A 26106-nucleotide genomic window follows, 5' to 3' on the forward strand; every position below is an offset into this window, starting at 1 on the left:
ATGCAGGGAAAACCCCATGCCACCACCCAAACACCGAGCCGACCTCAATCCTGCCAAGATTGGTGCGCAACCGCACCAGGCCAGTGCACAGAACACAGGCGACATTGGTGCATTGATCGGCAAGCTTGATGCAGCCAAGGCAGTGGCCGCACCCAAGCGCAGGCCCTCGGGCACGGCCACGGAACTGCGCGTGGGCATCCTGCTGTGGCCGCAGTTCCCCCTGCTCTCGCTGGCCGGCCTGTGCGACGGCCTGCGCCACGCCGCCGACGTGGGCGACCAGAGCCGCCAGATCCGCTGTTCGTGGACCATCCTCGGGGTACCCGGCCAGTCGGTGCAGGCCAGCTGCGGCGTGCCCGTGGCGGTGCAGGACTCGCTCTCGTCCGAGAACGACTACGACTACATCGCCGTCATCGGCGGGCTGCTGCCCGCCATCCCCACGGTGCACCCGCGCTACACCGCCTTCCTGCGCGAAGCGGCATCGCAGGGCAAGCCGCTGATCGGCATCTGCACGGGCACGTTCGCACTCGCGCACGCGGGCCTCATGGCCGGGCGCCGCGCCTGTGTGCACCCCTACCATGTGGAGGACTGGAAGACCGCCTTCCCCGCGCTCGACTACAGCACCGACTGCCACTACGTGTTTGACGGCGACCGCATCAGCTGCGCGGGCGGCATCTCCATCGTGGAGCTCACGGCCGAGCTGGTGCGCCTGCACTGCGGCCCCGACCGTGCGGCCAAGGTCATCCACCAGATGACGGTGAACCCCGCCGCACGCAGCACCCATGTGGCGCGCCGCCACGCGCTGGGCTACGGCACGGCCGACCACGACAAGCTGCGCCAGGCCATCGTGCTGATGGAAAAGAACATCGGCACGCCGCTGGAGATCGCGGTCATCGCGCGCCTCGTGGATTCGAGCAGCCGCCAGCTCGAACGCGTCTTCCTCGCCGAGACGCGCACCACCCCGTCCGAGTACTACCGCAACGCGCGCCTCAAATACGCACGCTGGATGCTCACCAGCACCGAGCTGCCCATCATCACCATCGCCTACGAGTGCGGCTTCTCCGATGCCTCGCACTTCATCCGGCATTTCCAGCAGCTGTACGGCATGCCGCCAGGGCGCATGCGCAAGGCATTGCAGGCCGGCACCGTGGAGGCCTGAGGCAAGCCAGCAAGAAAGCCGCATGCGTGCCCACGGGGCATGCATGCGGCTCGCCAGGAGTCAGAAAGTCACTTGCAGGACGGCAGCTTCCAGTCCGCCGCGCGGTCCACGCCGGCCCGGGCGTTCTGGCCCACGGGGACGTACCAGACATCCTGCACCAGGCCATAGGCCTTGCCGATCTTGCGCAGGTCGCAGCTCTGCCAAAGCTTGGCGATCTCGGTGTTCACCGCCTTGAGCAATTCGGGGTTGTCCTTGTTCAGGCCGAACACCACCTGGCCCAGGCCCGTGAGCAGCGGGTAGTCGGGCGAGGCATCGGTGAAGGCATTGAACTTGATCTTCCACTGCGGGTTCTGCGAGATCGCGTACTGCATCACCGGCGGGTCGCCGATCACCGCGTCGATGCGCCCGGCCAGCAGGTCGCGCACGGCCGCGTCCGAGGTGTCGTACAGCGCCAGCTGCAGGCCGTTGATCTTGCGCAGCTCCGGGATGAACGAGAAGCCCGTGATGGTGCCGACCTTCTTGCCCTCCAGGTCCCGGAGCTTGCTCCAGTCGGTCTTGTCGGACTGCGTGATGCCGTTCTTGAAATAGTGGATGGGATCGCTCAGCGCCATGATCTTGGAGCGCTGCTCCGTCCAGCCCATGGTGCCGGCCATCACGTCCACGCGCTTGGATTGCACCGAGGCGATGGTGCCCGACCACTCCATCAGCGCGGGCTTGACCTTGAGCTTGAGCGACTCGGCGGCGCGCTGCAGGATCTCGCCGTCGTAGCCCACCATCCTGCCGTCCTGGTAGCCGGTACCGGGCATGTCGCCCGAGAACGCGATGGTGAAGGCGCCCTTGTCCACGGTCTCCAGGGCATGGGCGGACAGGCCCAGGGACAAGAGGCCGGTGGCGGCCGCGAACGAGGCCAGCAGCCTCCCGATTTTTGAAGTGGGCGTGGTGATGAACATGGTGGTGATCTCCAGAAGTCCGGGGGTTGTTTCCTCCCATCGGGCGATGGGGTGAATCGACTGTAGGGACGCCCGCCACGCCGCGATTGGAGGCGCGCACGGCGAAATGGAATGCCCGCGACATTGCGGGAAAACACCGCTGCAGCCGCCTCGCCCGCCCATCCGTATACTTTTTGCCATGGACACCACCCTGCGCATTTCCACCGACCCGGCCGCGCTCGACGTGGCACTCATCCACCGTTTTCTGTCCGAGCAGTCCACCTGGGCCCGGGGCATTCCGCTGGCCACGGTGCAGCGCGCGCTGGCGCATTCGCTGTGCTTTGGCGGCTTCGTGGACGGTGCCCAGGTGGCCTTTGCGCGCGTGATTTCCGACCGCGCCACCTTCGCCAACCTGGTGGATGTGTTCGTGCTGCCGGCGTTCCGCGGCCGGGGCTACAGCAGGCAGCTGGTACAGGCCGTCATGGACCACCCCGACCTCCAGGGCCTGCGCCGCTTCACCCTGGCCACCAGCAACGCCCATGGCCTGTATGCCAGCTTCGGCTTCACCGCGCCGCTGCGCCCCCAGTCGCTGATGGAGCGCTACTTTCCCGCCCTCTACGAGACCGGTGCTGCGGCGCCCTGACTTTCTGCGGCTTGTGTAGCCTGCCTGACAGCGCCCGTGCGCGCAGCGCCCTACAGTGGCTTTCCCTCACAAGACATTCCAGGAGACACGCCCCATGATCGCCATCCCCTCCCTGCAAGAGAGCGTCAGCCCCGAAGAATGGCAGCTGCGCTGCGACCTGGCCGCCTGCTACCGCCTGGTGGCGCTGTACGGCTGGAGCGACCTGGTGTTCACCCATATCAGCGCCAAGCTGCCCGAATCGGTGTCGGGCCCCGAGCACCAGTTCCTCATCAACCCCTATGGCCTGATGTTCGACGAGATCACCGCGTCGAGCCTGATCAAGGTGGACATGCAGTGCAACAAGCTGCACGACTCGCCCTTCCCCGTGAACCCGGCCGGCTTCGTGATCCACAGCGCCGTGCACGAGGCCCGGCCTGATGCGCAGTGCGTGCTGCACACCCACACCCGCGCAGGGGTCGCCGTGAGCGCGCAGAAATGCGGCGTGCTGCCCATCAGCCAGCAGAGCACCTTCGTGCTGGCCTCGCTGGCCTACCATGGTTACGAGGGCGTGGCCTTCCGCGACGAGGAAAAGCCGCGCCTGCAGGCCGACCTGGGCGAGGCCAACTTCCTCATGCTGCGCAACCACGGCCTGCTCACCGTGGGCAAGTCGATCGCCGATGCCTTCCTGTCGATGTACACCTTCGAGAACACCTGCCGCATCCAGATCGACGCCCAGGCCGGCGGCGAAGTCACCTCGGTGGACCCGCAGATCGTGAGCGGCGTGGCCCAGGCCATGCGCGTGCAGACCGGCGGGCTGGGCGGTGCCTTTGTCTGGCCGTCGCTGCTGCGCAAGGCGCAGCGCGATGCACCTGGTTACGACACCTGACACGGGCCCTGCGGTGCTTTACCGCCCGCGTCATGCAAAAGGCGGGCGCAACGCATAGGATAGTGGGCTCCTGCCATTTTCACCAGAGGACCCAAAAATGAAGCTCTACTACTCTCCTGGCGCCTGCTCCCTGTCCCCGCACATCGCCCTGCACGAAGCAGGCCTGGCCTACACGCCCGTGCTGGCCAGCACCAAGAGCCACAAGCTGCAGGATGGCACGGACTACTACACCATCAACCCGCTGGGCTACGTGCCCATGCTGGAGCTGGACGATGGCACGCGCCTGCGCGAAGGCCCGGCCATCGTGCAGTACATCGCCGACCAGGTGCCGCTCAAGATGCTGGCCCCGCAGAATGGCTCGCTGCAGCGCTACCGCCTGCAGGAATGGCTGACCTTCATCGGCACCGAGGTCCACAAGGGCTTCAGCCCCCTGTTCAACCCCGCCACGCCCGAGGAATACAAGACCATGGCGCGCGAGAAGCTGCTGCAGCGCCTGCAGTGGGTGGACGGCCAGCTCGCGGACAAGCAGTACCTGATGGGCGAGCAGTTCACCGTGGCCGACGGCTACCTGTTCACCGTGACCAACTGGGCCAAGCCCACCAACGTGGACATCTCCGCCCTGGCGAACCTGGCGGCCTACCGCGAGCGCGTGGGCGCCCGCCCCGCCGTGCAGGAAGCCATGAAGGCCGAAGGCCTGCTGAAGTAAGCCAGCCAACCCCGGAGGGGCTCAGCGCCCCTTCCAGGGCACCAGGTGTTGCTCCAGCCAGCGCATCCACCAGTCGAAGCCCCAGGCCACCAGGCCGATGGCCAGGATGCCCATCACCACCACATCGGTGCGCAGGAAGTTGGAGGCATTGAGCACCATCTGCCCCAGCCCGACGGTCGCCGCCACCATCTCGGCAGCCACCAGCGTGGTCCAGCCAAAGCCGATGGCGATGCGCAGGCCCACCAGGATCTCGGGCAGCGCGGCCGGCACGATCACGTGCCGCACCAGTTGCCAGCGGCTGGCGCCCAGCGACAGCGCCGCATTGATCTGCTCCACACTGGCGCTGCGCACGCCGGCCTTGGCGGCCAGCGCGATGGGCGCAAAACACGCCAGGTAAATCAACAGGATCTTGGACGCCTCGTCGATGCCCAGCCAGATCACGATCAGCGGCAAATAGGCCAGCGGCGGCAGCGGCCGGTAGAACTCGATGGGCGGATCGAACACCCCGCGCGCCACGCGGCTCACGCCCATGGCAATGCCCACCGGCACGGCCGTCACCACCGCCAGCGCAAATGCGCCGAACACGCGGATCGCGCTCCACTGCAGGTGTTTCCACAAGGGCTCGCCGCCCTGGATGTTGCCGCGCCAGGCATCGCCGAAGGCGCGCAGCACGGCCTCGGGCGCGGGCAGGAACAGCGGCGGCACCCAGCCGCGCTGCGTGGCCAGCCACCACAGCGCCACCAACGCGGCCACGGTGGCGGCACTGATGGCGCGGCTGGGCCCGCTGCCGGGCAGGCGGAAGGGGGCCACGGCGCGCGGCAAGGCCGCTTGCGCGGGCACGGCGGCCCCGGGTGCATCGCGGCCGATACCGGGGATCACCAGGATCTGGCTCATCGCATCAGGCACCGGCTGTCTCCCCCTGGGCCACGCTGGGTGCGATCCAGTCCAGCACGCGCTCGCGCCAGGCGATGAACTGCGCGTCCGACTTCACCGCGCGTGCTGCCCGGCCCGCCAGGTGCTCGCGGTTGAAGTCCAGCGCATGCTGCTGCGCGATGCGGCCCGGCCGCGGCGTCATCACGATAAGGCGCGAGGCCAGGAACAGCGCTTCCTCCACGTCGTGGGTGATGAAGAAAATGGTCTTGCCCGTGCGCTGCCACAGCTGCAGCACCAGCTCCTGCAGCGACTCGCGTGTGAAGGCGTCGAGCGCACCCAGCGGCTCGTCCATGAGCAGCACCTCGGGGTCGCTGGCCAGCGCGCGCGCAATGCCCACGCGCTGCTGCATGCCGCCCGAGAGCTGCCACACGGGCGCCCTGGCAAAGGCCTCCAGCCCCACCAGGGCCAGCTGCTCGGTGGCCAGGCGGCGCCGCTCCTCGCGCGGCACGCCGCGCAGGCGCAGGCCCAGGGCCACGTTGTCGACCACGTCGAGCCAGGGCATGAGCGCATGCTTCTGGAACACCACGCCGCGCTCCGCACCGGGCCCGGCCACCTCGCGCCCATTCAGCGTGATGCGGCCCGAGGAGGCCTCGGTGAAGCCCGCAATGCAGTTGAGCAGCGTGGTCTTGCCGCAGCCCGAGGCACCGAGCGCCACCACGAGCTCGCCGCGCGCGATGTCGAGGTCCACGTCCTGCAGCGCCAGCACGGGCGATGCACCGGCGTAGCGCACATTCAGGCCGCGTATGCGCAGGCCCTCGGCGTTGTCGTCGTCACTTGGCACGCCGGACCCAGGCCGGGTTCACGCCCACGGCGTAGTCGGGCAGCACGTTCTGGATGGTGCCCTGCTCCTTGAGGAAGGCCGCCGTGGCCGCCAGCGACTTCGCCACGCCCGAATCCTTGCCGCCGCCCAGCCATTGGTTCGATGCCTGCTCGGTGGGCGGCACGAAGGCATACAGCGCCAGGCTTGCGGGCACGGTGGACGCTTCGGCCCCGCTCCACTTGGCCAGGGACTTGACCTCGGCCGAATCGGCGCTCCACGCGGCCTTGTTGCCGGTGTAGGCCTTGTCGGCATCGGCCAGCACCTGCACGAACTGCGCGAGGAAGGCGTCGTGCTCCTTGGCGAAGGACTTGCTCACCGCCAAGCCATCGAAGGTCGCCTTGCCCGTCTTGGCCGCGATCTGGCCCGAGGTCACGATGACCTTGCCGCCGGCCTTGGCCTTGGCGAGGACCGGGTCCCAGACAAAGGTGGCGTCGATGTCGCCGCGCTCCCAGGCCGCCAGGATTTCGGGCGGGCGCAGGTTCAGGATCTGCACGCTCTTGGGGTCCACACCCGCGTCCTGCAGCGCCACCAGCGCATGAAAGTGCGTGGTGGACACATAGGGCAGGCCGACCTTCTTGCCCTTGAGGTCGGCCAGGCTGTTCACGCCCGCGCCGTTGCGCGCCACCAGGGCCTCGGCATCGTTGATGTTGTCCAGCACCCAGAACACCTCGACGGGCACGCCCTGCGAAATCGCCGAGGCAATGGGCGAGGACCCCGCCTCGCCGATGTGGATGGCGCCCGAGGCCAGCGCGCGCACCACCTCGGCGCCGCTGCCCAGCTTGCGGTAGGTGACCTTGTAGCCCGTGCGCTTCTCGACCTCGCGCGTTTCCTGCGCATGGCGCCAGGGCACGACCATGTCCTGGTAGCCGATCACCACTTCGCGCGTCTGCGCCAGGGCACTGAAGCCCAGGGCCATGCCCACGGCCAGGGCCGCGGCCTGGATGCTGGTTCTGCGTGTTGCTGCCATCGGGACGAATTCCTTTTTCTCTCTCGGGTCTGTCGACGCCAGCCCGAAACGGTCCGGCAGGAAAGAAAAATTCTAGGCAGCAGGGCCCTCGCGGCCTTGCACTGCTTTCGCGCTTGGATATGCGAAAAGCGTCTATGCAGCAACCAATGGCTTCTGCCGCGATGCCACCGCTGCGCCCACCCACAGCGCGCAGGCTGAGAACACCAGCCCGCGCGCCAGGCCGCCGGGGCCATCGGCGATCCAGCCCACCACCGTGGGCCCGACGATCTGCCCCCCCGCGAAGACGATGGTGAAGGCGCTGATGCCGCTGGCCCACAGCGCCTGCGGCAGGTTGTGGCGCACCAGCGCCGTGGTGGATGCCACCACCGACAGGAACACCGCCCCGAACAGCAGGCCCGAGGCCAGCACCACCGGCCAGGCCGAGGTCAGCGCGGGCAGCACCGTGGCCACGCCCAGCAGGCCGTTGAGCAGGGCCAGCGCCTGCCCGCCGCAGCTGCGGTCGAGCAGGCCCGCCCAGATGCGCGAGGACAGCACCACGGCCAACCCCAGCAGCGCATAGAACCAGGTCACGGCCGTGCCGCTGGCGCCCTGCTCGCGCAGCAGCGCCACCACGAAGGTCATGTAGCCGATATAGCCCACGCCGAACAGGCCATAGCCCAGCAGCGCTGGCGCAAATGCAGCCCAGCGCACGCTGCCGCTTGCCGGCTGTGCAGACGCAGCAGCCGGTGCCGCCAGGGCCTGCAGCGCCCGCGCCGGCCACAGCAGCACCAGCGTGGCCGCCACGCAGGCCAGCGCCAGCGCCCACCACGCCCAGGCCCAGGGGTGCGGGCCCGGTGCGGCAGCCAGCACTGCCGGCACCAGCACGGCCGACAGGCTGATGCCCCAGCCCGTGCCGCCGTAGTACAGGCCCAGCAGCAGCCCGCTGCGCCCGGGCTGCTGCGCCCCCAGCCGCGCAGCGAGCAGCCCGCCGCAAACGAAGACCAGCGCGCTCGCCACCCCCGCCAGCAGGCGCTGCAGCAGCAGCGGGGCGGCCTCCACGAAAAAGCCGCACAGGCCCATGAACACGGTGGCCAGCACCGAGCCCGCCACCAGCACCGTGCCCGGCGCCAGGCGGCGCAGCAGCCAGGGCGTGGCCAGCGCACCCAGCAGGTAGCCCAGCGCGTTCACCGTGTTCATGGCACCGGCCAGCGTGTACGACCAGGCCAGGTCCGCGCGCATGGGCGGCAGCAGCAGCGCATAGGCAAAGCGCGTGATGCCCAGCGACACCGCCGCCCCCATCGACAGGGCCACGGCCAGCCACAGGCCATGGCGCAGCAAGGGGGTAGAAGAAGGCGCAGGGGCGGCAGTGCTCATGGCGGCCATTGTGCCGCGCAGGGCACCGCCACGCTGTCGCCCCGGGCGCCTGAAAATAGCACAAATCCCTTGCCCTTGGTTGCGCCAGTCCACTGCAGGCTTTGCCGATTGCGAATACGCTTGTCCGTCATTTCCGGTCCCTGCGACCTCCGCAGGAACGAACGATAGAAAGCACCGCAGCATGTCCACACCTTCGCTTTTCGATCCCATCCAGGTCGGTGACCTGCACCTGGCCAACCGCATCGCCATGGCGCCGCTCACGCGCAACCGTGCGCCCAACGCCGTGCCGGCCGGCATCACCGCCACCTACTACGCCCAGCGCGCCAGCGCCGGCCTGCTGATCACCGAGGCCACCGCCATCAGCCACCAGGGCCAGGGCTATGCCGACGTGCCCGGCCTGTACGGCACCGAGCAGCTCGACGCCTGGAAAAAGGTCACCAGCGCCGTGCACGAAGCCGGCGGCAAGATCGTGACCCAGCTGTGGCACGTGGGCCGCATCTCGCACAACGACCTGCAGCCCGATGGCGGCGCGCCCGTGGCGCCCTCGGCGATCATCGCCAAGTCCAAGACCTATCTGATCGACCGCGCCACCGGCAAGGGCAGCTTTGCGCCAACCTCGCAGCCGCGCGCGCTCGACGCCTCCGAGCTGCCCGGCATCGTGCACGCCTACGCCGCCGCCGCGCGCAACGCGGTGGAGACCGCCGGCTTCGACGGCGTGGAGATCCACGGTGCCAACGGCTACCTGCTCGACCAGTTCCTCAAGACCGGCGCCAACCAGCGCACCGACGACTACGGCGGCAGCATCGAAAACCGTGCCCGCCTGCTGCTCGAAGCCACGCGCGCCGCGGTCGACGCCGTGGGCGGTGGCAAGGTCGGCATCCGCCTCTCGCCCGTCACGCCTGCCAACGACATCGTGGACGCCGACCCGCAACCCCTGTTCGACTACGTGGTGCGCCAGCTCGCCCCGCTGGGCCTGGCCTACATCCACATCATCGAAGGCGCCACCGGCGGCCCACGCGAGCTGCCCGACCGCCCCTTCGACTACGCCGCCCTCAAGGCCGCCTACCGCGCAGCCGGCGGCAAGGGCGCCTGGATGACCAACAACGCCTACGACGCCAGCCTGGCCGAGAAGACCGTGGCCGACGGCTCGGCCGACATCGTGGCCTTCGGCAAGCTGTACATCGCCAACCCCGACCTGGTCGAGCGCCTGCGCCAGAAAGCCCCGCTCAACGCCTGGGACCAGAGCACCTTCTACGGCGGCGGCGAAAAGGGCTATACCGACTACCCCACGCTCGCTGAGGCGACGTAAGGCATCTACCCCAGCCCGATAGGGCTGGGGGCTCGCATCACGATGCGCGTGAACAGGCGGTCATAGGCTGCATCCCGGGCTGGGCCGGACTCCAGAGGGTTGGCATTCGCTGCGAATGCGATGTCCATCTCCACCCAGTCCATGGCCTCCAGGTGCGCATGCGCCGCCGGCAGCACCACGGACTCCTCCAGCCGCATGTGCTCCAGGTAGAAGGCCACATAGCGGTGCAGGGCCTCCTCGAACGGGGGCCGCCGCGTCTCTCCCAGCAGTTCCCAGGCCAACAGCAGGTGCTGCAGCTCGCGCACGGCGGCCTCGCCCCCGGCGTGCTCGCGCTCCAGCCGGGCAATGGCCTCGGCCGCCTCGGGTGCACGCTCGGCCACGCGCGGAAAAAGCCACTGCGATTCCTTGGGGTGGTGCTGGCGCTCGGGAAACTCGTCGATGTAGAACAGCATCGCGCGCATCACATCGAAGAACGGGGCTGGCGCATCGCCCGGCCCCCGGTCGAGCATCAGCTCCAGCGAGCGCAGCACGGCCGCCAGCGAGGCATGCTCTTCACGGATGGTTTGCAGACTGGTGTAGGGCATGGCACGGCTCCGGGATGGTGTTTGTTCAACAACCCCAAGGGTGCCATGCAGGCCCCGCGCGCCGGCTGACGCAAGTCAACCCTGCCCATGAAAAAGGCCCCGCTCGCCGAAGCGCGCGGGGCCTTGTGCAGACCGCCTGGGGGCCGGTATCAGCGTGCCAGCAGCGGGCGCGAGGCCGAGGGTGCGCGCAAGGATGCGTGCTGCTGCGGCTGGGCCACGGGGCCGCCACCGTGGCCGCCATGGGACATCGATTCGGCCAGCTGGAACTGCTGCACCACCTGCGACAGGCGCGCCGCCTGCTCGCGCAGCGACTCAGCGGCCGCGGCGGACTCCTCCACCAGCGCCGCGTTCTGCTGCGTCATGCGGTCGATCTCGCCCACCGACTGGTTCACCTGGCCGATGCCGGCGGACTGCTCGGTGGCCGCCGCCGTGATCTCGCCGATGATGTCGCCCACGCGCTGCACGCTGGCCACGATTTCCTTCATGGCCGTGCCGGCGTCTTCCACGTGGCGCACGCCGCCGTCCACGGCGGTCACGCTGTTGTGGATCAGGCCCTTGATGTCGCTGGCCGCCGCGGCCGAGCGCTGGGCCAGGCTGCGCACCTCCGAGGCCACCACGGCAAAGCCGCGGCCCTGCTCGCCCGCACGGGCGGCTTCCACGGCCGCATTCAGCGCCAGGATGTTGGTCTGGAAGGCGATGGAGTCGATCAGGCCGATGATGTCGCCGATCTTGCGGCTCGAGGCCGAGATCTCCTGCATGCTGGCCACGGCCTGCTGCACCACCGAGCCGCCGCGCGTGGCGGTGTTCGATGCCGATGCCGCGAGCTGGTTGGCCATCTGCGAGGACGAGGCCGTCTGCTGCACGGTGGAGGTCAGCTGCGACAGCGAGGCCACGGCCTCCTGCGCGTTGCTGGCCGTCTGCTCGGTGCGCTGCGACAGGTCCTGGTTGCCCGTGGCGATCTCCTGGCTGGCCGTGGCGATGTTGCCGCTGGCATCGCGCACCTGCGCCACCAGCGAACCCAGGCCCTGCTGCATGTCACCCAGCGCGCGCTGCAGGTCGGCCACCTCGTCCTTGCCCTCGGCGCGGATGGGCTGCGACAGGTCACCCCCAGCGATCGCCTGCGCCATGCGGCGCGCCTCGGCCAGCGGGTTGCAGATGGAGACCATGTTCAAGAGCGTCAGCGGCACCACCACCACCACGGTGATCAGCACGGCCAGCACGAACAGCCACTTGGTCTGGCTGGTCACCTTGCCCTGTTGTTCCACGGCCTGGGTCACGTCGGAGCGCAGCACCGTGTCCAGTTGCACCATGAGCTTGTCGGCCTGGTCGAACTCGGCCACGGCCTTGCCGCTCATGCGGTTGGCGATGGTGGCCGTGTCGTAGCCGCCGGCTTCGAGCTGGCGCGCCACATGGGCGAACTGCTCACGGTAGCTGTCCAGGCGCTTGATGATGTCGCGCACCACCGGGTTGTTCGCGTCTTCCGGTCCTTCGAGCAGTTGGTTCGCGACCTTCTTGGCCTTCTCCTGGCTGGCCAGCCACTTGGCGTGCGCGGCCTTCACGACCTCGGGCTTTTCATAGCCGATGATCATGTCCTTCTCGAGCTGGCGGATGGTGCCCATCTCGCCGCGCAGCTCGGCCATGTGGCCCACTTCGGCGAACGAGTGGGACATGAAGTCCTCGCTGAGCGCGGCAATGCGGAACATGCCCAGCATGCCGGCCCCACCGAGCAGGCCCAGCAGGCCCAGCACCACGGCAATGGCACCCAGCATTCGAAATCGAATGGTGAACTGCCGCATGAGCGTGAAAAGATTCATGTCTGTCATCCTTCATTTGGTAGGGATGCCGGTGCCGGACTGCAAGGGATACTCTGCCATGCAAGCACCCTGCCCCCGTGTCCGCCCGACTGCAACAAAACGTTGCAGTTTGCCAGACATGTGTGACCGCACGCCATACGTGTTTATCACATGCGCCAGCGCTTGAGTAAGAGGGCATTCGCCATCACGCTGACCGAGCTGAGCGCCATGGCCGCCCCGGCCACCACCGGGCTCAGGTAACCGAGCGCCGCCAGCGGAATGCCGGCCACGTTGTAGGCAAAGGCCCAGAACAGGTTCTGGCGGATCTTCTGCACCGTGCGGTGCGAGATATCGAGCGCCGCCGCCACCAGCAGCGGGTCGCCGCGCATCAGGGTGATGCCGGCCGCATGCATGGCCACGTCCGTGCCATTGCCCATGGCCATGCCCACGTCGGCGGCGGCCAGGGCCGGTGCATCGTTGACGCCATCGCCCACCATGGCCACCACGCGGCCGCCTTGCTGCTGCAGCGCGGCCACCTGCGTGGCCTTGTCGCCGGGCAGCACCTCGGCCCGCACCTCGCCGGCCGCCGGGTCCAGCCCCAGGCGGCGCGCCATGGCCTCGGCCGCGCCCCGGTTGTCGCCCGAGACCATCACCGTGCGGATGCCCCGGGCCTTCAGGGCCGCCAAGGCCTCGCGCGCGCCCGGCTTGGGTTCGTCGCCAAAGGCCAGCAGCGCGCGCAAGGCCAGGCCCTGGGCCGTGCGCTCGGCCACCACCGACACGGTGGCGCCTTCGGCCTGCAGGTCGGCTGCACGGCGCGCCAGGGCGCCCAGCTCCACGCCCAGTTCCTGCATCCAGCGCAGGCTGCCCACGAGGACGCTGGCGCCCTGCACCTCGCCCTCCGTGCCCCGGCCGGGCACGGCGCGCACGGCATCGGGGGCCTGCAGGGCCAGCTGATGCTCCTGCGCCGCACGCACCACGGCGCGCGCCAGCGGGTGTTCGCTGCCGCTCTGCACCGCGGCCACGGCAGCCAGCACGGCGGCCTCGTCCACACCGGGTACCACCTCGAAGGCGGTCAGGCGCGGCTGGCCCACGGTCAGCGTACCGGTCTTGTCGAAGGCCACCGTGTCCACCTGGTGGGCGCGCTCCAGCGCCTGCGCGTCCTTGATCAGGATGCCGTGTTTGGCCGCCACGCCCGTGCCCGCCATGATGGCGGCCGGCGTGGCCAGGCCCAGCGCACAGGGGCAGGCGATCACCAGCACCGCCACGGCATGGATCAGCGCCACCTCCAGCCCCGCACCGGCCCACAGCCAGCCCAGCAGGGTGGCCAGGGCGATCAGCAGCACCACCGGCACGAACACGGCCGAGACCTTGTCCACCAGGCGCTGCAGCGGCGCCTTGGCGGCCTGCGCATCCTCCACCAGGCGGATGATGTGGGCCAGCACCGTCTCGGCGCCCACGGCCGTCACGGCCATCACGATGCGCCCATCGCCATTGATGGACCCGCCCGTGAGCGGCGCACCCACCTCGCGCGCCACGGGCAGGGGCTCGCCGGTCAGCATGGATTCGTCCACCTGCGTGTGGCCCTCATGCACCGTGCCGTCCACCGGAATGCGCTCACCCGGGCGCACCACCAGCCGGTCGCCCACCAGCACCTCGGCCACGGGCACGTCCACCTCGCCGGCCTTGCCGAGCAGGTGCACAACATCGGGGCGCAGCGCATGCAGCGCGCGGATGGCCGCCGTGGTCTGGCGCTTGGCGCGCGCCTCCAGCCACTTGCCCAGCAGCACCAGCGTGACCACCACGGCCGAGGCCTCGAAATACAGGTGCGGCGCATGCCCTGCGTGCGCCGTGAGCCACAGCCACACCGACAGGCCCCAGCCCGCGCTGGTGCCCACGGCCACCAGCAGGTCCATGTTGCCTGTCAGCGCCCGGGCCGCATGCCAGCCCGCCTTGTAAAAGCGCGCGCCCAGGATGAACTGCACCGGCGTGGCCAGCAGGAACTGCAGCCAGGCGGGCAGCATCCAGTGCTGGCCGAACAGGTCGCCCAGCATGGGCAGCACCAGTGGAGCCGAGAGCGCCAGGCCCACACCCACGGGCAGGAAGCCCGCCCAGGGCGAGAGATCCTCGGCCGCTTCGCCCTCCCCCTTGGCCAGTGGCTCATAGCCCGCATTGCGCACCGCGCGGCGCAGCTGTGCCTCCAGCGCCGCCGCGTCGCTGCCTGCGGGCGCGGCCAGGGCCACGCGGGCCGATTCGGTGGCCAGGTTGACCGAGGCCTCCTGCACGCCCGGCACCTTGCGCAGCGCGCGCTCCACGCGGCCCACGCAGCTCGCGCAGGTCATGCCGCCCACGCCCAGGTCGAATTGCAGGGCCGGTGCTGCCAGCGCCGGATCGGGGAGTGGGGTGGAAGAAAGTGTGTTCATGGCAGCGAAGTTACAGCTTGCCATGGTGTCAAGGTCAAGCCCTTGCCGCAGATCAAGTCGGCGCCTTGTCCGATACATCCGCCGGGCGGCCGGTGGTCGAATTTTCTCCATGACAAGCCCCACACCCCCCCGGGCGCGCACCGGCCAGGCCCCGGACCCGCTGGACCGCGCCGCCTTCCGCGAACGCTTTCTGCTGGACTTCCAAGACCCGCGCTTTGCCCAGGAGGCTGCCGACGCACTGGACCGCATCGAAGCCATCGCCTGGCGCAACTACGACGACAACCGCAAGGCCCCGCGCACGCGCAAGGCCGGCCCCGGCTATGCCGACCCGGACTACGAACTGTCGGTCGACTGGATCGAGGCCAAGGAGCGCATCGATGCCGCGCGCCAGCGCTGGGCCGACCCGGCCAGCCCCTCGCGCGTGCTGCTGGTATGCGGCTCGGCCCGCAACGACGGCACCTGCCCCGGCGAGATCTCCAAGAGCTGGCGCATGCTGAACATGGCGCGCGACGTGCTGGCGGCCGAGCACATCGAGGTCGACACCCTCGACCTGAGCCGCGTCACGTCGGACTACGGCCGCCATATCCACCCCTGCAAGGGCTGCGTCTCCACCGCCATGCCGCTGTGCCACTTTCCGTGCAGCTGCTACCCCAACCACGCCATGCGCCAGACCGGCGACTGGATGAACGAGATCTACGAGCGCTGGACCGCCGCGCACGGGGTGATGATCATCACCCCCGTGTACTGGTACCAATCGCCCAGCCCGCTCAAGCTCATGATCGACCGCCTGGTCTGCGCCGACGGCGGCAACCCCGACCCCACCAGCACCCACGGCAAGAAGTCCGCCGAGGCCAAGGCGCTGGAGCTGGCCGGCTGGGGCTACCCCAAGCACCTGGAAGGCCGCACCTACGCCCTGGCCGTGCACGGCGACGTGGCCGGCATCGAGATGACGCGCCGCGGCCTGTCGGACTGGCTCGACTGGATGGGCTTCATCGACGCCGGCCCCGCCGCCCGCCTGGACCGCTACATCGGCTACTACGAAAGCTATGCCGAAAGCCACGAGGTACTGGACCGCGACACTGCCATGCAGGCCGAGATCCGTGGGGCTGCCCAGGCCCTGGCGGTGGCCGTGGGCGAGCTGCGCGCGGGCCGGCTTTCGCGCCCCGATGCACGCGTGAAGCGGCCGCGCCCCAAGTAGCTGCAAAAGGCGGCCCGCGCCAAGGTCTTGTGCACAGCGCTTGACCTTGCCGCCATGTGAAGGTTTACGCTCCCTGCCATCCCAATGACTTTTTCAGCAAGGAGCCTTCCCATGACAGCACCGTTCACCCCCACCAGCTACGACTTCCAGGTTCAGGGCATGACCTGCGGCCATTGCGAGCGCGCCGTAACCCAGGCCGTGCAGGGCGTGGACCCCGATGCCACGGTGCGCATCGACCGCGCCAGCGGCAGTGTGCGCGTGGAGCGCAGCAGCGCCGACCGCGCAGCGCTGGCCGCGGCCATCGCCGAAGAAGGCTACGCCGTCGCGGCATGAGCAAGACCGCCTGGCCCGTGCCCATCGGCGAGGCCGCGCGCCGCGCCGGTGTCTCGGCGCGCATGGTGCGCCACTACGAATCCCTGGGCCTGGTGGCCGGCGTGGCACGCACCGACAGCGGCTACCGCCAGTACACCGAAGCCGACGTGCACGGCCTGCGCTTCATCCGCCGCGCACGCGATCTGGGTTTCTCGATGGAGGAGATCGCCGGCCTGCTCGCCCTGTGGCAGGACCGCAGCCGCGCCAGCAGCCAGGTCAAGCGCATTGCGCAGGAGCACATCGCCGACCTGGGAGAGCGCATCGCCGCCATGCAGGCCATGCAGCGCAGCCTGCAGACGCTGGTCTCGTGCTGCCATGGGGACGAGCGGCCGGACTGCCCGATCCTCGATGACCTGGCCGGGGAGCCAGCCCCTGCCCGGCACTAAGTGCGCTTGCGGGCGGCCGGCGCGGCCTTGCGCACCCGCTTGGCAGGCGCCTTGGCCGCGGCCCCATCGGTGGCACGCCGCAGCACGCCCTGGCACAGCGTCGCAATGCACTGCTCGGCCACCTGCTCGGCCGTGTACTCGCCGCCAGGCTGGTACCAGCGGCCGATCCAGCTGAGCGCGCCGGCGATCACAAAGGCCGTCATCTTCGGGTCGCAGGGCTGCAACGAGCCCTCCTCCACGCCCTCGGCCACCAGGCGGCGGAATTCCTTGTCGATGGCGGACTTGAGGCGCCGCAGCTCCACCCGGCTCTCGGGCGGCAACTGCTCGTCGCCCACGCGGATCAGGCACTTGCCGAAATCCTCGGTGACGATGCGCGCATAGACCTGCATGCAGGTCATGAGCTGGTCGATGGCCTTGCCGCCAGCGGCGCGCGAGGCATCGATGCCCTCGAGCATCATTTCGAGGCCCTTGCTCACGCACTGCAGCAGGATCTCGTCCTTGTTCTTCACGTAGTAGTACAGCGTGGGCTTGGTCACGTTCAGCCGCGCGGCGATGTCGTCGAGCGAGGTGGCGTGAAAGCCGCGTTCATTGAACAGCTGGGCGGCCGCCTGCAGCACGGCATTGCGCTTGGCCTCGCGCTGCTGTTCGCGGTGGGTCGCGGGCGCCCAGGGCGAGGCAGAGGGGCGCTCGGCACTGCGGGGGGGCGACACGGTGGGGCTGGGCATGGCAGGCAATTCCTCGGGAAAGTACGGATGCTGGTTTGGCGCAGGGGCTTCCAGAATCTACTCGCGAGTAAACAGTTTACGCACAAGTAGGAAATTTCTGCAGCGCTGCAGGCATTTTCTGGTCAGCACAAACCCGCATTAGAAAGCCAATGGAGACACACCCACCCGGCATTCCCCCCGCCAGCGCGCCCCTGCTGCAGGTCGATGGCGTGACCCTGGCCTTTGGCGGGGTCAAGGCGCTCACCGGCGTGGGCTTTGGCGTGCAGGCCGGCTCCATCACCGCCGTGATCGGCCCCAACGGCGCGGGCAAGACCTCGCTGTTCAACACCATCTCGGGCTTCTACCGCCCAGCCAGCGGCGCCATCCGTTTCAAGGGCCAGGACATCACGCGCGTGCCGGCACCGCAGCGCGCCCGCCTGGGCCTGGGGCGCAGCTTCCAGAACATCGCGCTGTTTCGCGGCATGACGGTGCTCGACAACATCAAGCTCGGCCGCCACGCGCACCTCAAGACCAACGTGCTCGACGCGCTGCTCTACATCGGCCGCGCGCGCCGCGAAGAGGCGCAGCTGCGCGCCGACATCGAGGAGCGCATCATCGACTTCCTGGAGATCGACCACATCCGCCACGCCCCCGTCTCGGCCCTGCCCTACGGCCTGCAAAAGCGCGTGGAGATGGCCCGCGCCCTGGCCATGCAGCCCGAGGTGCTGATGCTCGACGAACCCGTGGCCGGCATGAACCGCGAGGAGACCGAGGACATGGCACGCTTCATCCTCGACGTGCGCGCCGAATGGGGCGTCACCGTGCTCATGGTCGAGCACGACATGGGCATGGTGATGGACCTGTCGGACCATGTGGTGGTGCTCAACTTCGGCCAGGTCATCGCCCAGGGCACGCCGGCCGAGGTGCAGGCCAACCCCGAGGTGGTCCGCGCCTACCTGGGCGCGGGCAATGTGGGCGACCTGCGCGCCCGGTTCCAGGCGGGCGCCGCTGCACCCGTGCAGGGAGCCACCGCATGATGATGAATGTCGATTGGGCCTACCTCTTCGAGATCAGCCTCACCGGCATTGCCGGCGGCGGCCTGTACGCCCTGGCGGCGCTGGCCTTCGTCATGGTCTACAAGGCCACGCGCGTGGTCAACATCGCCATCGGCGAACTGCTCATGGTCGGCGCCTATTTGTTCTTCACCTTTGCCGCCACCTTCGCGCTGCCGCTGTGGCTGGCCATTCCCGCTGCGGTGCTGGGCTCGGGCCTGCTGGGCGCGGTGATCGAGCGCACCATGATCCGCCCGCTGCTGGGCGAGCCGCCGATCTCCGTCTTCATGGTCACCGTGGGCCTGGCCTCGGTGCTCGTGGGCCTGGTGGAGATGATCTGGACCGCCGACCAGCGCCGCCTGCCCGAGTTCATGCCCACGAAGCCCATCATGGTGGGTGACGCCTTCCTCGCCCCCAAGGTGTTCTGGGGCGCCATGATCGCCGTGGCCTTCATCGCGGCGGTGCTGCTGGTGTTCCGCTTCTGGCGCGGCGGCGTGGCCCTGCGCGCCACGGCCAGCGACCAGGCCGCCGCCTACTCGGTCGGCATCAACGTGCCGCGCGTGTTCTCGCTGGCCTGGGTGGCCTCGGCCATGATCGCGGCGGTCTCGGGGATCATCGTCGGCTCCATCGGCGGCATCTCGTCGAGCATGGGCGTGTTCGGCCTGTCGGTGCTGGTCGTCGTCATCGTGGGCGGGCTCGACAGCGTGCTGGGCGCCCTGCTGGGCGGGCTGCTCATCGGCCTGGTCGAAGCATTGGCGGGCGCCTACCTGGGCGGTGAATACAAGCTCCTGGCCACCTTCATCGTGCTGGTCGCGGTGCTGCTGGTGCGCCCATACGGCCTGTTCGGCACCCACGAAATCGAGAGACTCTGATGCGCATAGGCACCCTCAAGGAATCCTACGTCGCCGATGCGGCGCTGTTCGACTCGCGCACGCAGAAGGTCTGGCTCGCCGTGGCCGCGGCGCTGCTGCTGCTCTTCCCGTTCATGGCCAGCGACTACTGGCTCTACCTGGCCTGCCTGGTCAGCATCAACGTGGCCAGCGCCACGGGGCTCAACATCCTCACCGGCTACACGGGCCTGGTGAGCCTGGGGCAAGCGGCCTTCATGGGCCTGGGGGCCTACACCGTGGCCGTGCTGGAAACGCGCGTGGGCACACCCTTCGTGCTCAACCTGCTGGCGGGCGGCTTCGTCGCCATGCTGGGCGGCATCGTCGTGGGCATCCCCTCGCTGCGCGTGAAGGGCCTGTACCTGGCCATCGCCACCATCGCGGCCTCGTTCATCGCGCACTTCATCTTCGCCAACTGGAAGTTCACGGGCGGCACCGGCGGCCTGAGCGTGCCGCCGGCCAAATTCTTCGGCATGGCCCTCGACACCTCGTTTCGCCTGTACTGGGTGATCGTGCCGGTCACCGTGCTCATGCTGCTGGGCGCAGCCAACCTGTTTCGCACGCGCGTGGGCCGCGCCTTCATCGCCATCCGCGACCGCGACATCTCGGCCGAGGTGCTGGGCATCCCCCTGCTGCGCTACAAGCTGCTGTCCTTCGGCTTGTCTTCGTTCTATGCGGGCGTGGCCGGTGGGCTCTGGGCCTACTTTTTCCGCGTGGTCACGCCCGAGAGCTTTCCGCTGCTCATGTCCATCTTCTTCCTCGCGGCCATCATCGTCGGCGGCATGGGCTCCATCCTGGGCGGCATCCTGGGTGCGGTGTTCATGACCATGGTGCCCGAGCTGCTCAAACTGGTGGTCGACCTGCTGCCCGGCGGCAACGAGCTCACGGTGTTTCTCTCGCCCGTGCGCACCGTGATCTTCGGCCTGCTGATCATCGGATTTCTGGTGTTCGAGCCACAGGGGCTCGCAGAAGTGTGGCGGCGCATTCGCCGCTTTTTCCATCTGTGGCCCTTCCGCAATTGAGAGAGCCGCCACAGCCCATAAAACCATGAAGGAGACAAGCACCATGCCCACCACCAACGCATCCCCCACCTCGCAGCGCCGCCGCTCCCTGCTGCTCGCCGCCGGCGCCACGCTGGCCGCACCGCTCACCGCCACCGCGCAGGCCAGCGGCGAGGACATCGTGATCGGCGGCTCGATCCCGCTCACCGGTGTGTTCGCGTTCGCGGGCGTGGGCATCAACGCCGGCATCGGCGACTACGTGAAGATGGTCAACGACGCAGGCGGCATCAAGGGCCGCAAGCTCAAGTACGTGCCCGAGGACACGGGCTACAAGGTCGACGTCTCGGTGGCGGCCTACAAGAAGATCACCAGCCAGAACAAGGTAAACCTCTACTACGGCGACTCCACGGGCTTTTCCAAGACCATCAACCCCGAGCTCGACCGCGCCGGCACCACGCTGATGGCCGGCGCCTCGTTCGCCAGCGAACTCAACGACCCCAAGAAGTACCCGAACCAGTTCCTCGTGGGCCCGGACTACACCGAGATGTTCGGCATCTTGCTCAAGCACATCGCCAAGGAGAAACCCGGCGCCAAGGTGGCCTTCGTGTACTCCGATTCCGAGTTCGGCCGCGACCCCATCGACAAGAGCGAGGCCGCCGCCAAGGCGCTGGGCCTGTCGGTGCCCATCAAGATCATGACGCCCGCGGGCAGCGTGGACGTCTCGGGCGAGGTCATCAAGCTGCGCCGTGCCGCACCCGACTACACCATCTTCCACGGCTACATCCTCGCGCCCATCCCCGAGTTCATCACCCAGGGCAAGCAACAGGGCATGACCAGCAAGTGGATGGGCACCTTCTGGACCATGGACAGCTCCACCGTGATGAAGATGGGCGAGGCCGCCGACGGCTTCATGGGCGTGATGCCCTACCGCTACTACTACGACACCGAGAAGGCGCCCATGCTGGAGAAGATCCGCGCCATGCGCCCCGAGTACCAGAGCACTGCCTACGTGCAGGGCTTCCTGGCCGCCATGCTGTTCACCGAGTCGGCCAAGCGCTGCCTCGATGCAGGCAAGCCGCTCGACGGAAAGAACCTCAAAGCCGCGCTCAACAGCATCAAGGACTTCGACACCGGCGGCCTGATCGGCGTGCCGATCACCATCAGCGGCAATTCCATTCCCGTGGGCCGCGTGTACCGCGCGGACATGAAGGCGCAAAAAATGGTGGCGGCCTCCGACTGGATCAAATTGTGACCTTGCCATGACCCAGCAAGCCCCGGCCCCGGTCCTCGAAGTCAACAACATCGAGGTCATCTACAACCAGGTCGTGCAGGCCCTGCGCGGCCTGTCGCTGGCCGTGCCGCGCGGCCAGATCGTGGCACTGCTGGGCAGCAATGGCGCGGGCAAGTCCACCACGCTCAAGGCGATTTCGGGCCTGCTCGCGCTCGAAGACGGCACGGTGGAGTCGGGCAGCATCCGCTTCAACGGCCAGCCCACGGCAGGCCTGGCGCCGCAGCAGCTGGTGCGCGCCGGGCTCTCGCACGTGATGGAAGGCCGCCGCGTGTTCGAGGACCTCACGGTCGAAGAGAACCTCGTGGCCGCCACCTATGCGCTCACGGGCCGGGGCGATGCCAGGCCCGACTTCGACAGCGTCTACGGCTACTTCCCGCGCCTGCACGAACGCCGCAAGGGTCTGGCGGGGTATCTCTCGGGCGGCGAGCAGCAGATGCTGGCCATCGGCCGCGCCCTCATCGCCCAGCCCCAGCTGATCCTGCTCGACGAGCCCTCGCTGGGCCTGTCGCCCAAGCTGGTGGAAGACATCTTCACCATCATCGCGCGCATCAACGCCGAGCGCGGCACCTCCATGCTGCTGGTGGAGCAGAACGCCACCGTGGCCCTGGCCGTGGCCCACCAGGGCTACATCATGGAGAACGGCAAGATCGTGATCGACGGCCCGGCCGAGCGCCTGGCCAACGACCCCGACGTGCGCGAGTTCTACCTCGGCATGGGGGGTGGCGGCGAAGCCAAGAGCTTCAAGGACATCAAGCACTACAAACGCCGCAAGAGATGGCTGTCATGACCCTCCCTGACCTCACCCTGCCCCAGATGCTGCGCGAGCGCGCGCGCGCCGAGCCGGGCCGCGTGGCCATCCGGCAAAAGGACTACGGCATCTGGAAGCCCTTCACCTGGGCCCGCTACCACGAGCGCGCCTGCCACTTCGGCCTGGGCCTGCGCGCGCTGGGCCTGCCGGCCGGCGGCCATGTGGGCGTGATCTCCGAGAACCGCACCGAATGGGTGCTCGCGCAGATGGGCGCGGGCCTGGTCGGCGCGGTCACCGTGGGGGTCTACCCCACCAGCCCCACCAACGAAGTCGCCTACGTGGTGGGCCATGCCGACATCGAGGTCATGGTCTGCGAGGACCAGGAGCAGACCGACAAGCTGCTCGCGGCGCTGCCCGAGCTGCCACGCCTCAAAAAGATCATCGTCATCGAGACCAAGGGCCTGCGCAGCTTTGCGCCCGAGGTGCGCGCGCTGATCGCCACCTTCGCCGAAGTCGAGGCACTGGGTGCGGCATCGGGCCAGCAGGCGCTGGTGGACGAGGCCCTGGCACGCCAGACGCTCGACGACCTGGGCCTGATGATCTACACCTCGGGCTCCACCGGCAAGCCCAAGGGCGCGATGATCAGCTACCGCAACATCCGCGGCGTGGTGCCCGGCATCGTGGACCGGCTGCAGCTCGACGCGGCCACCACGCACCTGTCCTACCTGCCGCTGTGCCATGTGGCCGAGCAGATGCTCACCAGCTTCGTGCCGGTGTACATCGGTTCGCAGGTGAACTTCGGCGAATCGATCCGCACCGTGCAGGAAGACCTGCGCGAGGTGGCCCCCACCATGTTCCTTGGCGTGCCGCGCATCTGGGAAAAGATGCACGCCGCCATCCACATCAAGCTGCAGGAGACCGGCGGCCTGCGCCGCCGCCTGTTCGAGCGCGCCTTCGCGGCCTGCCAGCCCCTGGCCGAGAAGCCGCGCAGCGCCTGGAGCCTGGGCGAGCGCATGGCAGCTGGCGCGAGCTACTGGCTGGTGTTCCGTGCGCTGCAGAACTTCATCGGCCTGCGCGAGGCGCGCGTGGCGCTCACGGGCGCCGCGCCCATCCCGCCCGATGTGGTGCGCTTCTTCCGCACGCTGGGCCTGCCGTTGATCGAGGTCTATGGCCTGACCGAATCCACCGGCATGGTCACCGGCCACCGGCTCAACCAGGTGGTGGTGGGCACCGTGGGCGTGCCCACGCTGGGCGTGGAGCACCGCATTGCCGAGAACGGCGAGCTGCAGCTGCGCGGCGACATGGTCTTTGCGGGCTACTACCAGAACCCCGAGGCCACGGCCGCGAGCATTGTCGATGGCTGGCTGCACACGGGCGACGTGGTGCGCGAGGAGCAGGGCCAGATCAAGATCGTGGACCGCCTCAAGGACATCATGATCACGGCCGGCGGCAAGAACCTCACGCCGTCCGAGATCGAGAACACCATGAAGGGCAGCCCCTTCATCAAGGAATGCATCATCGTCGCCGAGGGCCGCAAGTTCGTCGGCGCGCTGGTGATGATCGACTTCGAGACCGTGGGCAAATGGGCCGAGGCGCGGCGCATCGCGTTCACGCATTTCCGCTCGCTGGTGGAAACGCCCGCCGTGCGCGAACTCATCGACACCGAGATCCGCCGCGGCAACGAGCGCCTGGCCCAGGTCTCGCAGATCCGCCAGTTCCACCTGCTGACCAAGGAGCTGGACCACGACGATGGCGAGGTCACCGCCACCATGAAGGTGCGCCGCGCCAGCATCTACCAAACCTACGCCGCCGAGATCGAAGCGCTCTACCGCTGAGGAACCCTTGCCATGACCGACTCCACCCAGGCCACGCCTGCGCTGCTGCATGAGCGCCAGGGCGCCATCGCCACCCTGTGCTTCAACCGGCCCGCCGCGCTCAACGCCGTCGACGTGCCCATGGCCCAGGCCTTCCTGGCCGCCGTGCAGGCCATCGCGCAGGACCCGAGCGTGCGCGTGGTGGTGCTGCGCGGCGCCGGCAAGGGCTTCATGGCCGGTGGTGACCTGGCCACCCTGCGCGCGCACCCCGTGCAGGGCGCCATGGACCTGCTCACGCCGCTGCACGCGGGCCTGGCCCTGCTCGCGCAGATCGATGCACCCGTCATCGCGCAGGTGCATGGCGTGGCCGCGGGCGCCGGCCTGTCCCTGCTGCTGCAGGCCGACTATGTGCTCATGGCCGAGGGCACGCGCCTGAACCTGGCCTACATCAACCTGGGCACCAGCTGCGACGTGGGCGCATCGTGGGCGCTGCCGCGCAAGGTGGGACTGCGCCAGGCCCTCGAGATCGCACTGCTGGGCGAAGCCTTCAGCGCCGAAGACGCGCTGCGCATGGGCCTGGTGAACCGCGTCGTGCCTGCAGCCGAACTCGATGCCGCCACCACGGCCATTGCCGAGCGCCTGGCCGCCGGCCCCACGGTCGCCTATGGCGCGATGAAGCGCCTCATGCGCCAGTCCATGGAGCGCAGCCTGCCCGAGCAGCTCGATGCCGAGCAGCAGGCCTTCGCCCGCTGCGCCGCCACCGCAGACTTCCGCGAGGGCGTCGAGGCCTTCTACGCACGCCGCCCCGCGCAATTCAACGGGCGCTGATTCTTCATTTCTTCTTCCCCCAACGACCCATGAGCAGCCTCCAAGACGTCTATGTGATCTCCACCGCGCGCACCGCCATCGGCAGCTTCGGCGGCAGCCTCAAGGATGTGCCCAACACCGAGCTGGCCACCACCGCGGTGAAGGCCGCCATCGCGCGCAGCGGCCTGCCGGCCGACGCCATCGGCCATGTGGTCATGGGCAACGTGATCCCCACCGACACCAAGGACGCCTACCTCGCGCGCGTGGCCGCCATCGACGCGGGCTGCCCCATCGAGACGCCGGCTTTCAACGTCAACCGCCTGTGCGGCTCGGGCCTGCAGGCCATCATTTCGGCGGCCCAGGCCATCGGCTACGGGGATTGCGACATCGCCATCGGCGGCGGCAGCGAGTCCATGAGCCGCGGCCCCTACTTCGACACCGCTGCGCGCTACGGCGCGCGCATGGGCGATGCGAAAAGCATCGACTACATGCTCGGCATCCTGCACGACCCCTGGCAGAAGATGCACATGGGCATCACCGCCGAGAACGTGGCCGAGCGCTACCGCATCGACCGCGAGGCGCAGGACCGGCTCGCCGTGCAAAGCCAGCAGCGCGCGGCCCAGGCCATCGCGGCCGGCCACTTCCGCGAACAGATCGTCCCCGTGGAGATCGCCACGCGCAAGGGCACCGTGGTCTTCGATACCGACGAGCATGTGCGCGGCAGCACCACGCTCGCGGTGCTGGCCGGCATGAAGCCCGCGTTCAAGAAGGACGGCCTGGTCACCGCCGGCAACGCCTCGGGCATCAACGATGGCGCGGCCGCCGTGGTGCTGGCCTCGGGGGCGCGCGCCTCGGCCCTGGGCCTCCAACCCCTGGCGCGCCTGGTGGGCTATGCCCATGCGGGCGTGGAGCCGGCCTACATGGGCATCGGCCCCGTGCCCGCCACGCAGAAGGTGCTGCAGCGCACCGGCCTCACGGTGCAGGACATGGATGTGATCGAGGCCAACGAGGCCTTCGCCGCCCAGGCCTGTGCCGTGATCCAGGAGCTCGGCCTGGACCCGGCCAAGGTCAACCCCAACGGCTCGGGCATCTCGCTGGGCCACCCCGTGGGCGCCACGGGCGCCATCATCACCACCAAGGCGATTGCCGAGCTGCACCGCACGGGCGGCCGCTATGCGCTGGTGACCATGTGCATCGGCGGCGGCCAGGGCATCGCGGCGGTCTTCGAGCGGGTCTGACCCGCCTGCGCCGGGACCTTGCAGGCCTGGCGCAGGGATGGATTGCTGAACGCGGCGCAGCAATGCAGGGCGATTGCTCATCAATCGCCAGCGCCAGGTGCCTACGCTCGGTGGCTTGTTGTTCCACCTT

At 68.8% G+C, this 26106-nt stretch carries 25 protein-coding genes; 16 read left to right on the top strand and 9 right to left on the bottom strand.

Going from position 1 to position 26106, the window contains the following annotated elements:
* Positions 1-16 precede the first annotated feature (16 nt).
* A complete protein-coding gene (locus tag AC3WOH_RS00965; protein WP_492227546.1) occupies positions 17-1156 on the top strand; it encodes a GlxA family transcriptional regulator in 1140 nt (379 codons plus the stop codon).
* A gap of 68 nt (positions 1157-1224) precedes the next feature.
* On the opposite strand, the gene AC3WOH_RS00970 is transcribed toward AC3WOH_RS00965, so the two are convergent.
* Positions 1225-2106 carry an ABC transporter substrate-binding protein gene (locus tag AC3WOH_RS00970; RefSeq protein WP_492227547.1) on the bottom strand — a complete coding sequence of 294 codons (882 nt, stop codon included), beginning with the start codon at positions 2104-2106 and terminating at the stop codon, positions 1225-1227.
* A gap of 178 nt (positions 2107-2284) precedes the next feature.
* On the opposite strand from AC3WOH_RS00970, the gene AC3WOH_RS00975 reads away from it, so the two are divergent.
* From AC3WOH_RS00975 to gstA, 3 genes are all read left to right on the top strand, one after another.
* A complete protein-coding gene (locus AC3WOH_RS00975; protein WP_492227548.1) occupies positions 2285-2728 on the top strand; it encodes a GNAT family N-acetyltransferase in 444 nt (147 codons plus the stop codon).
* A 94-nt stretch (positions 2729-2822) separates the two neighbouring features.
* The gene (locus tag AC3WOH_RS00980; protein WP_492227549.1) at positions 2823-3593 is read left to right on the top strand and encodes a class II aldolase/adducin family protein; all 771 of its coding nucleotides are present in this window, start codon (positions 2823-2825) and stop codon (positions 3591-3593) included.
* 97 nt (positions 3594-3690) lie between these two features.
* Positions 3691-4299, top strand: a complete 609-nt coding sequence (gstA, locus tag AC3WOH_RS00985; RefSeq protein WP_492227550.1) for a glutathione transferase GstA — start codon at positions 3691-3693, stop codon at positions 4297-4299.
* A 21-nt stretch (positions 4300-4320) separates the two neighbouring features.
* Here the strand turns inward: gstA and AC3WOH_RS00990 are convergent, their stop codons facing one another.
* From AC3WOH_RS00990 to AC3WOH_RS01005, 4 genes are all read right to left on the bottom strand, one after another.
* Positions 4321-5193 carry an ABC transporter permease subunit gene (locus tag AC3WOH_RS00990; protein WP_492227551.1) on the bottom strand — a complete coding sequence of 291 codons (873 nt, stop codon included), beginning with the start codon at positions 5191-5193 and terminating at the stop codon, positions 4321-4323.
* 4 nt (positions 5194-5197) lie between these two features.
* On the bottom strand, positions 5198-6013 hold the full coding sequence (locus AC3WOH_RS00995; protein ID WP_492227552.1) for a taurine ABC transporter ATP-binding protein: 816 nt from the start codon (positions 6011-6013) through the stop codon (positions 5198-5200).
* Positions 6003-7019 carry a taurine ABC transporter substrate-binding protein gene (gene tauA / locus AC3WOH_RS01000; RefSeq protein WP_492227553.1) on the bottom strand — a complete coding sequence of 339 codons (1017 nt, stop codon included), beginning with the start codon at positions 7017-7019 and terminating at the stop codon, positions 6003-6005. Before tauA ends, AC3WOH_RS00995 begins: the two co-directional genes overlap by 11 nt.
* A gap of 132 nt (positions 7020-7151) precedes the next feature.
* A complete protein-coding gene (locus AC3WOH_RS01005) occupies positions 7152-8381 on the bottom strand; it encodes a YbfB/YjiJ family MFS transporter (protein WP_492227554.1) in 1230 nt (409 codons plus the stop codon).
* Positions 8382-8553: 172 nt separating this feature from the next.
* Here AC3WOH_RS01005 and AC3WOH_RS01010 point away from each other — a divergent pair, with 172 nt between their 5' ends.
* Entirely contained in the window at positions 8554-9681 is a 1128-nt protein-coding gene (locus AC3WOH_RS01010) for an alkene reductase (protein ID WP_492227555.1), read from the top strand.
* Between the two features lie 5 nt (positions 9682-9686).
* Here the strand turns inward: AC3WOH_RS01010 and AC3WOH_RS01015 are convergent, their stop codons facing one another.
* The 3 genes from AC3WOH_RS01015 to AC3WOH_RS01025 all read right to left on the bottom strand — a co-directional run bounded on the left by AC3WOH_RS01015 (position 9687) and on the right by AC3WOH_RS01025 (position 14478).
* Entirely contained in the window at positions 9687-10265 is a 579-nt protein-coding gene (locus tag AC3WOH_RS01015; protein WP_492227556.1) for a hemerythrin domain-containing protein, read from the bottom strand.
* Positions 10266-10414: 149 nt separating this feature from the next.
* The gene (locus AC3WOH_RS01020) at positions 10415-12079 is read right to left on the bottom strand and encodes a methyl-accepting chemotaxis protein (protein WP_492227557.1); all 1665 of its coding nucleotides are present in this window, start codon (positions 12077-12079) and stop codon (positions 10415-10417) included.
* A gap of 146 nt (positions 12080-12225) precedes the next feature.
* Complete coding sequence (locus AC3WOH_RS01025) at positions 12226-14478, bottom strand: heavy metal translocating P-type ATPase (protein ID WP_492227558.1); 2253 nt, start codon at positions 14476-14478, stop codon at positions 12226-12228.
* A 109-nt stretch (positions 14479-14587) separates the two neighbouring features.
* Between AC3WOH_RS01025 and AC3WOH_RS01030 the strand changes: the two genes are divergently transcribed.
* The 3 genes from AC3WOH_RS01030 (at position 14588) to cueR (ending at position 16434) form a co-directional block, all read left to right on the top strand.
* Positions 14588-15676: a flavodoxin family protein gene (locus AC3WOH_RS01030; protein ID WP_492227559.1), complete on the top strand. Its 1089-nt coding sequence runs from the start codon at positions 14588-14590 to the stop codon at positions 15674-15676.
* Between the two features lie 111 nt (positions 15677-15787).
* Positions 15788-16009 (top strand): heavy-metal-associated domain-containing protein, encoded by a 222-nt coding sequence (locus AC3WOH_RS01035; RefSeq protein WP_492227560.1) that lies wholly within the window; start codon positions 15788-15790, stop codon positions 16007-16009.
* Positions 16006-16434, top strand: a complete 429-nt coding sequence (cueR, locus tag AC3WOH_RS01040) for a Cu(I)-responsive transcriptional regulator (RefSeq protein ID WP_492227561.1) — start codon at positions 16006-16008, stop codon at positions 16432-16434. The genes AC3WOH_RS01035 and cueR overlap by 4 nt, the downstream gene beginning before the upstream one ends.
* Here cueR and AC3WOH_RS01045 read toward each other — a convergent pair.
* Complete coding sequence (locus AC3WOH_RS01045) at positions 16431-17159, bottom strand: TetR/AcrR family transcriptional regulator (RefSeq protein WP_492227562.1); 729 nt, start codon at positions 17157-17159, stop codon at positions 16431-16433. The two genes, cueR and AC3WOH_RS01045, sit on opposite strands and share 4 nt — an antisense overlap.
* 149 nt (positions 17160-17308) lie before the next feature.
* Here AC3WOH_RS01045 and AC3WOH_RS01050 point away from each other — a divergent pair, with 149 nt between their 5' ends.
* The 8 genes from AC3WOH_RS01050 to AC3WOH_RS01085 are packed head-to-tail and all read left to right on the top strand — an operon-like array spanning position 17309 to position 25976.
* Entirely contained in the window at positions 17309-18175 is an 867-nt protein-coding gene (locus AC3WOH_RS01050; protein ID WP_492227563.1) for an ABC transporter ATP-binding protein, read from the top strand.
* Positions 18176-18177: 2 nt separating this feature from the next.
* Complete coding sequence (locus AC3WOH_RS01055) at positions 18178-19062, top strand: branched-chain amino acid ABC transporter permease (protein WP_492227972.1); 885 nt, start codon at positions 18178-18180, stop codon at positions 19060-19062.
* Positions 19062-20099: a branched-chain amino acid ABC transporter permease gene (locus AC3WOH_RS01060; protein WP_492227564.1), complete on the top strand. Its 1038-nt coding sequence runs from the start codon at positions 19062-19064 to the stop codon at positions 20097-20099. Before AC3WOH_RS01055 ends, AC3WOH_RS01060 begins: the two co-directional genes overlap by 1 nt.
* 43 nt (positions 20100-20142) lie before the next feature.
* On the top strand, positions 20143-21330 hold the full coding sequence (locus AC3WOH_RS01065) for an ABC transporter substrate-binding protein (protein WP_492227565.1): 1188 nt from the start codon (positions 20143-20145) through the stop codon (positions 21328-21330).
* Between the two features lie 7 nt (positions 21331-21337).
* Complete coding sequence (locus AC3WOH_RS01070) at positions 21338-22156, top strand: ABC transporter ATP-binding protein (RefSeq protein ID WP_492227566.1); 819 nt, start codon at positions 21338-21340, stop codon at positions 22154-22156.
* Positions 22153-23952, top strand: a complete 1800-nt coding sequence (locus tag AC3WOH_RS01075; protein WP_492227567.1) for an AMP-dependent synthetase/ligase — start codon at positions 22153-22155, stop codon at positions 23950-23952. Before AC3WOH_RS01070 ends, AC3WOH_RS01075 begins: the two co-directional genes overlap by 4 nt.
* A gap of 12 nt (positions 23953-23964) precedes the next feature.
* A complete protein-coding gene (locus AC3WOH_RS01080) occupies positions 23965-24759 on the top strand; it encodes an enoyl-CoA hydratase/isomerase family protein (protein ID WP_492227568.1) in 795 nt (264 codons plus the stop codon).
* 29 nt (positions 24760-24788) lie between these two features.
* A complete protein-coding gene (locus AC3WOH_RS01085; RefSeq protein WP_492227569.1) occupies positions 24789-25976 on the top strand; it encodes an acetyl-CoA C-acyltransferase family protein in 1188 nt (395 codons plus the stop codon).
* Positions 25977-26106 lie beyond the last annotated feature (130 nt).

This window comes from Acidovorax sp. FW305-C-20-28 (genome assembly GCF_058783375.1).

Bases quoted from the DNA above. Each gene is read 5' to 3' on its own strand.
- AC3WOH_RS00965 (WP_492227546.1), top strand. From the start codon at position 17: ATGCCACCACCCAAACACCGAGCCGACCTCAATCCTGCCAAGATTGGT.
- AC3WOH_RS00970 (WP_492227547.1), bottom strand. From the start codon at position 2,106: ATGTTCATCACCACGCCCACTTCAAAAATCGGGAGGCTGCTGGCCTCG.
- AC3WOH_RS00975 (WP_492227548.1), top strand. From the start codon at position 2,285: ATGGACACCACCCTGCGCATTTCCACCGACCCGGCCGCGCTCGACGTG.
- AC3WOH_RS00980 (WP_492227549.1), top strand. From the start codon at position 2,823: ATGATCGCCATCCCCTCCCTGCAAGAGAGCGTCAGCCCCGAAGAATGG.
- gstA (WP_492227550.1), top strand. From the start codon at position 3,691: ATGAAGCTCTACTACTCTCCTGGCGCCTGCTCCCTGTCCCCGCACATC.
- AC3WOH_RS00990 (WP_492227551.1), bottom strand. From the start codon at position 5,193: ATGAGCCAGATCCTGGTGATCCCCGGTATCGGCCGCGATGCACCCGGG.
- tauA (WP_492227553.1), bottom strand. From the start codon at position 7,019: ATGGCAGCAACACGCAGAACCAGCATCCAGGCCGCGGCCCTGGCCGTG.
- AC3WOH_RS01005 (WP_492227554.1), bottom strand. From the start codon at position 8,381: ATGGCCGCCATGAGCACTGCCGCCCCTGCGCCTTCTTCTACCCCCTTG.
- AC3WOH_RS01010 (WP_492227555.1), top strand. From the start codon at position 8,554: ATGTCCACACCTTCGCTTTTCGATCCCATCCAGGTCGGTGACCTGCAC.
- AC3WOH_RS01015 (WP_492227556.1), bottom strand. From the start codon at position 10,265: ATGCCCTACACCAGTCTGCAAACCATCCGTGAAGAGCATGCCTCGCTG.
- AC3WOH_RS01020 (WP_492227557.1), bottom strand. From the start codon at position 12,079: ATGAATCTTTTCACGCTCATGCGGCAGTTCACCATTCGATTTCGAATG.
- AC3WOH_RS01025 (WP_492227558.1), bottom strand. From the start codon at position 14,478: ATGAACACACTTTCTTCCACCCCACTCCCCGATCCGGCGCTGGCAGCA.
- AC3WOH_RS01030 (WP_492227559.1), top strand. From the start codon at position 14,588: ATGACAAGCCCCACACCCCCCCGGGCGCGCACCGGCCAGGCCCCGGAC.
- AC3WOH_RS01035 (WP_492227560.1), top strand. From the start codon at position 15,788: ATGACAGCACCGTTCACCCCCACCAGCTACGACTTCCAGGTTCAGGGC.
- cueR (WP_492227561.1), top strand. From the start codon at position 16,006: ATGAGCAAGACCGCCTGGCCCGTGCCCATCGGCGAGGCCGCGCGCCGC.
- AC3WOH_RS01045 (WP_492227562.1), bottom strand. From the start codon at position 17,159: ATGCCCAGCCCCACCGTGTCGCCCCCCCGCAGTGCCGAGCGCCCCTCT.
- AC3WOH_RS01050 (WP_492227563.1), top strand. From the start codon at position 17,309: ATGGAGACACACCCACCCGGCATTCCCCCCGCCAGCGCGCCCCTGCTG.
- AC3WOH_RS01055 (WP_492227972.1), top strand. From the start codon at position 18,178: ATGAATGTCGATTGGGCCTACCTCTTCGAGATCAGCCTCACCGGCATT.
- AC3WOH_RS01060 (WP_492227564.1), top strand. From the start codon at position 19,062: ATGCGCATAGGCACCCTCAAGGAATCCTACGTCGCCGATGCGGCGCTG.
- AC3WOH_RS01065 (WP_492227565.1), top strand. From the start codon at position 20,143: ATGCCCACCACCAACGCATCCCCCACCTCGCAGCGCCGCCGCTCCCTG.
- AC3WOH_RS01070 (WP_492227566.1), top strand. From the start codon at position 21,338: ATGACCCAGCAAGCCCCGGCCCCGGTCCTCGAAGTCAACAACATCGAG.
- AC3WOH_RS01075 (WP_492227567.1), top strand. From the start codon at position 22,153: ATGACCCTCCCTGACCTCACCCTGCCCCAGATGCTGCGCGAGCGCGCG.
- AC3WOH_RS01080 (WP_492227568.1), top strand. From the start codon at position 23,965: ATGACCGACTCCACCCAGGCCACGCCTGCGCTGCTGCATGAGCGCCAG.
- AC3WOH_RS01085 (WP_492227569.1), top strand. From the start codon at position 24,789: ATGAGCAGCCTCCAAGACGTCTATGTGATCTCCACCGCGCGCACCGCC.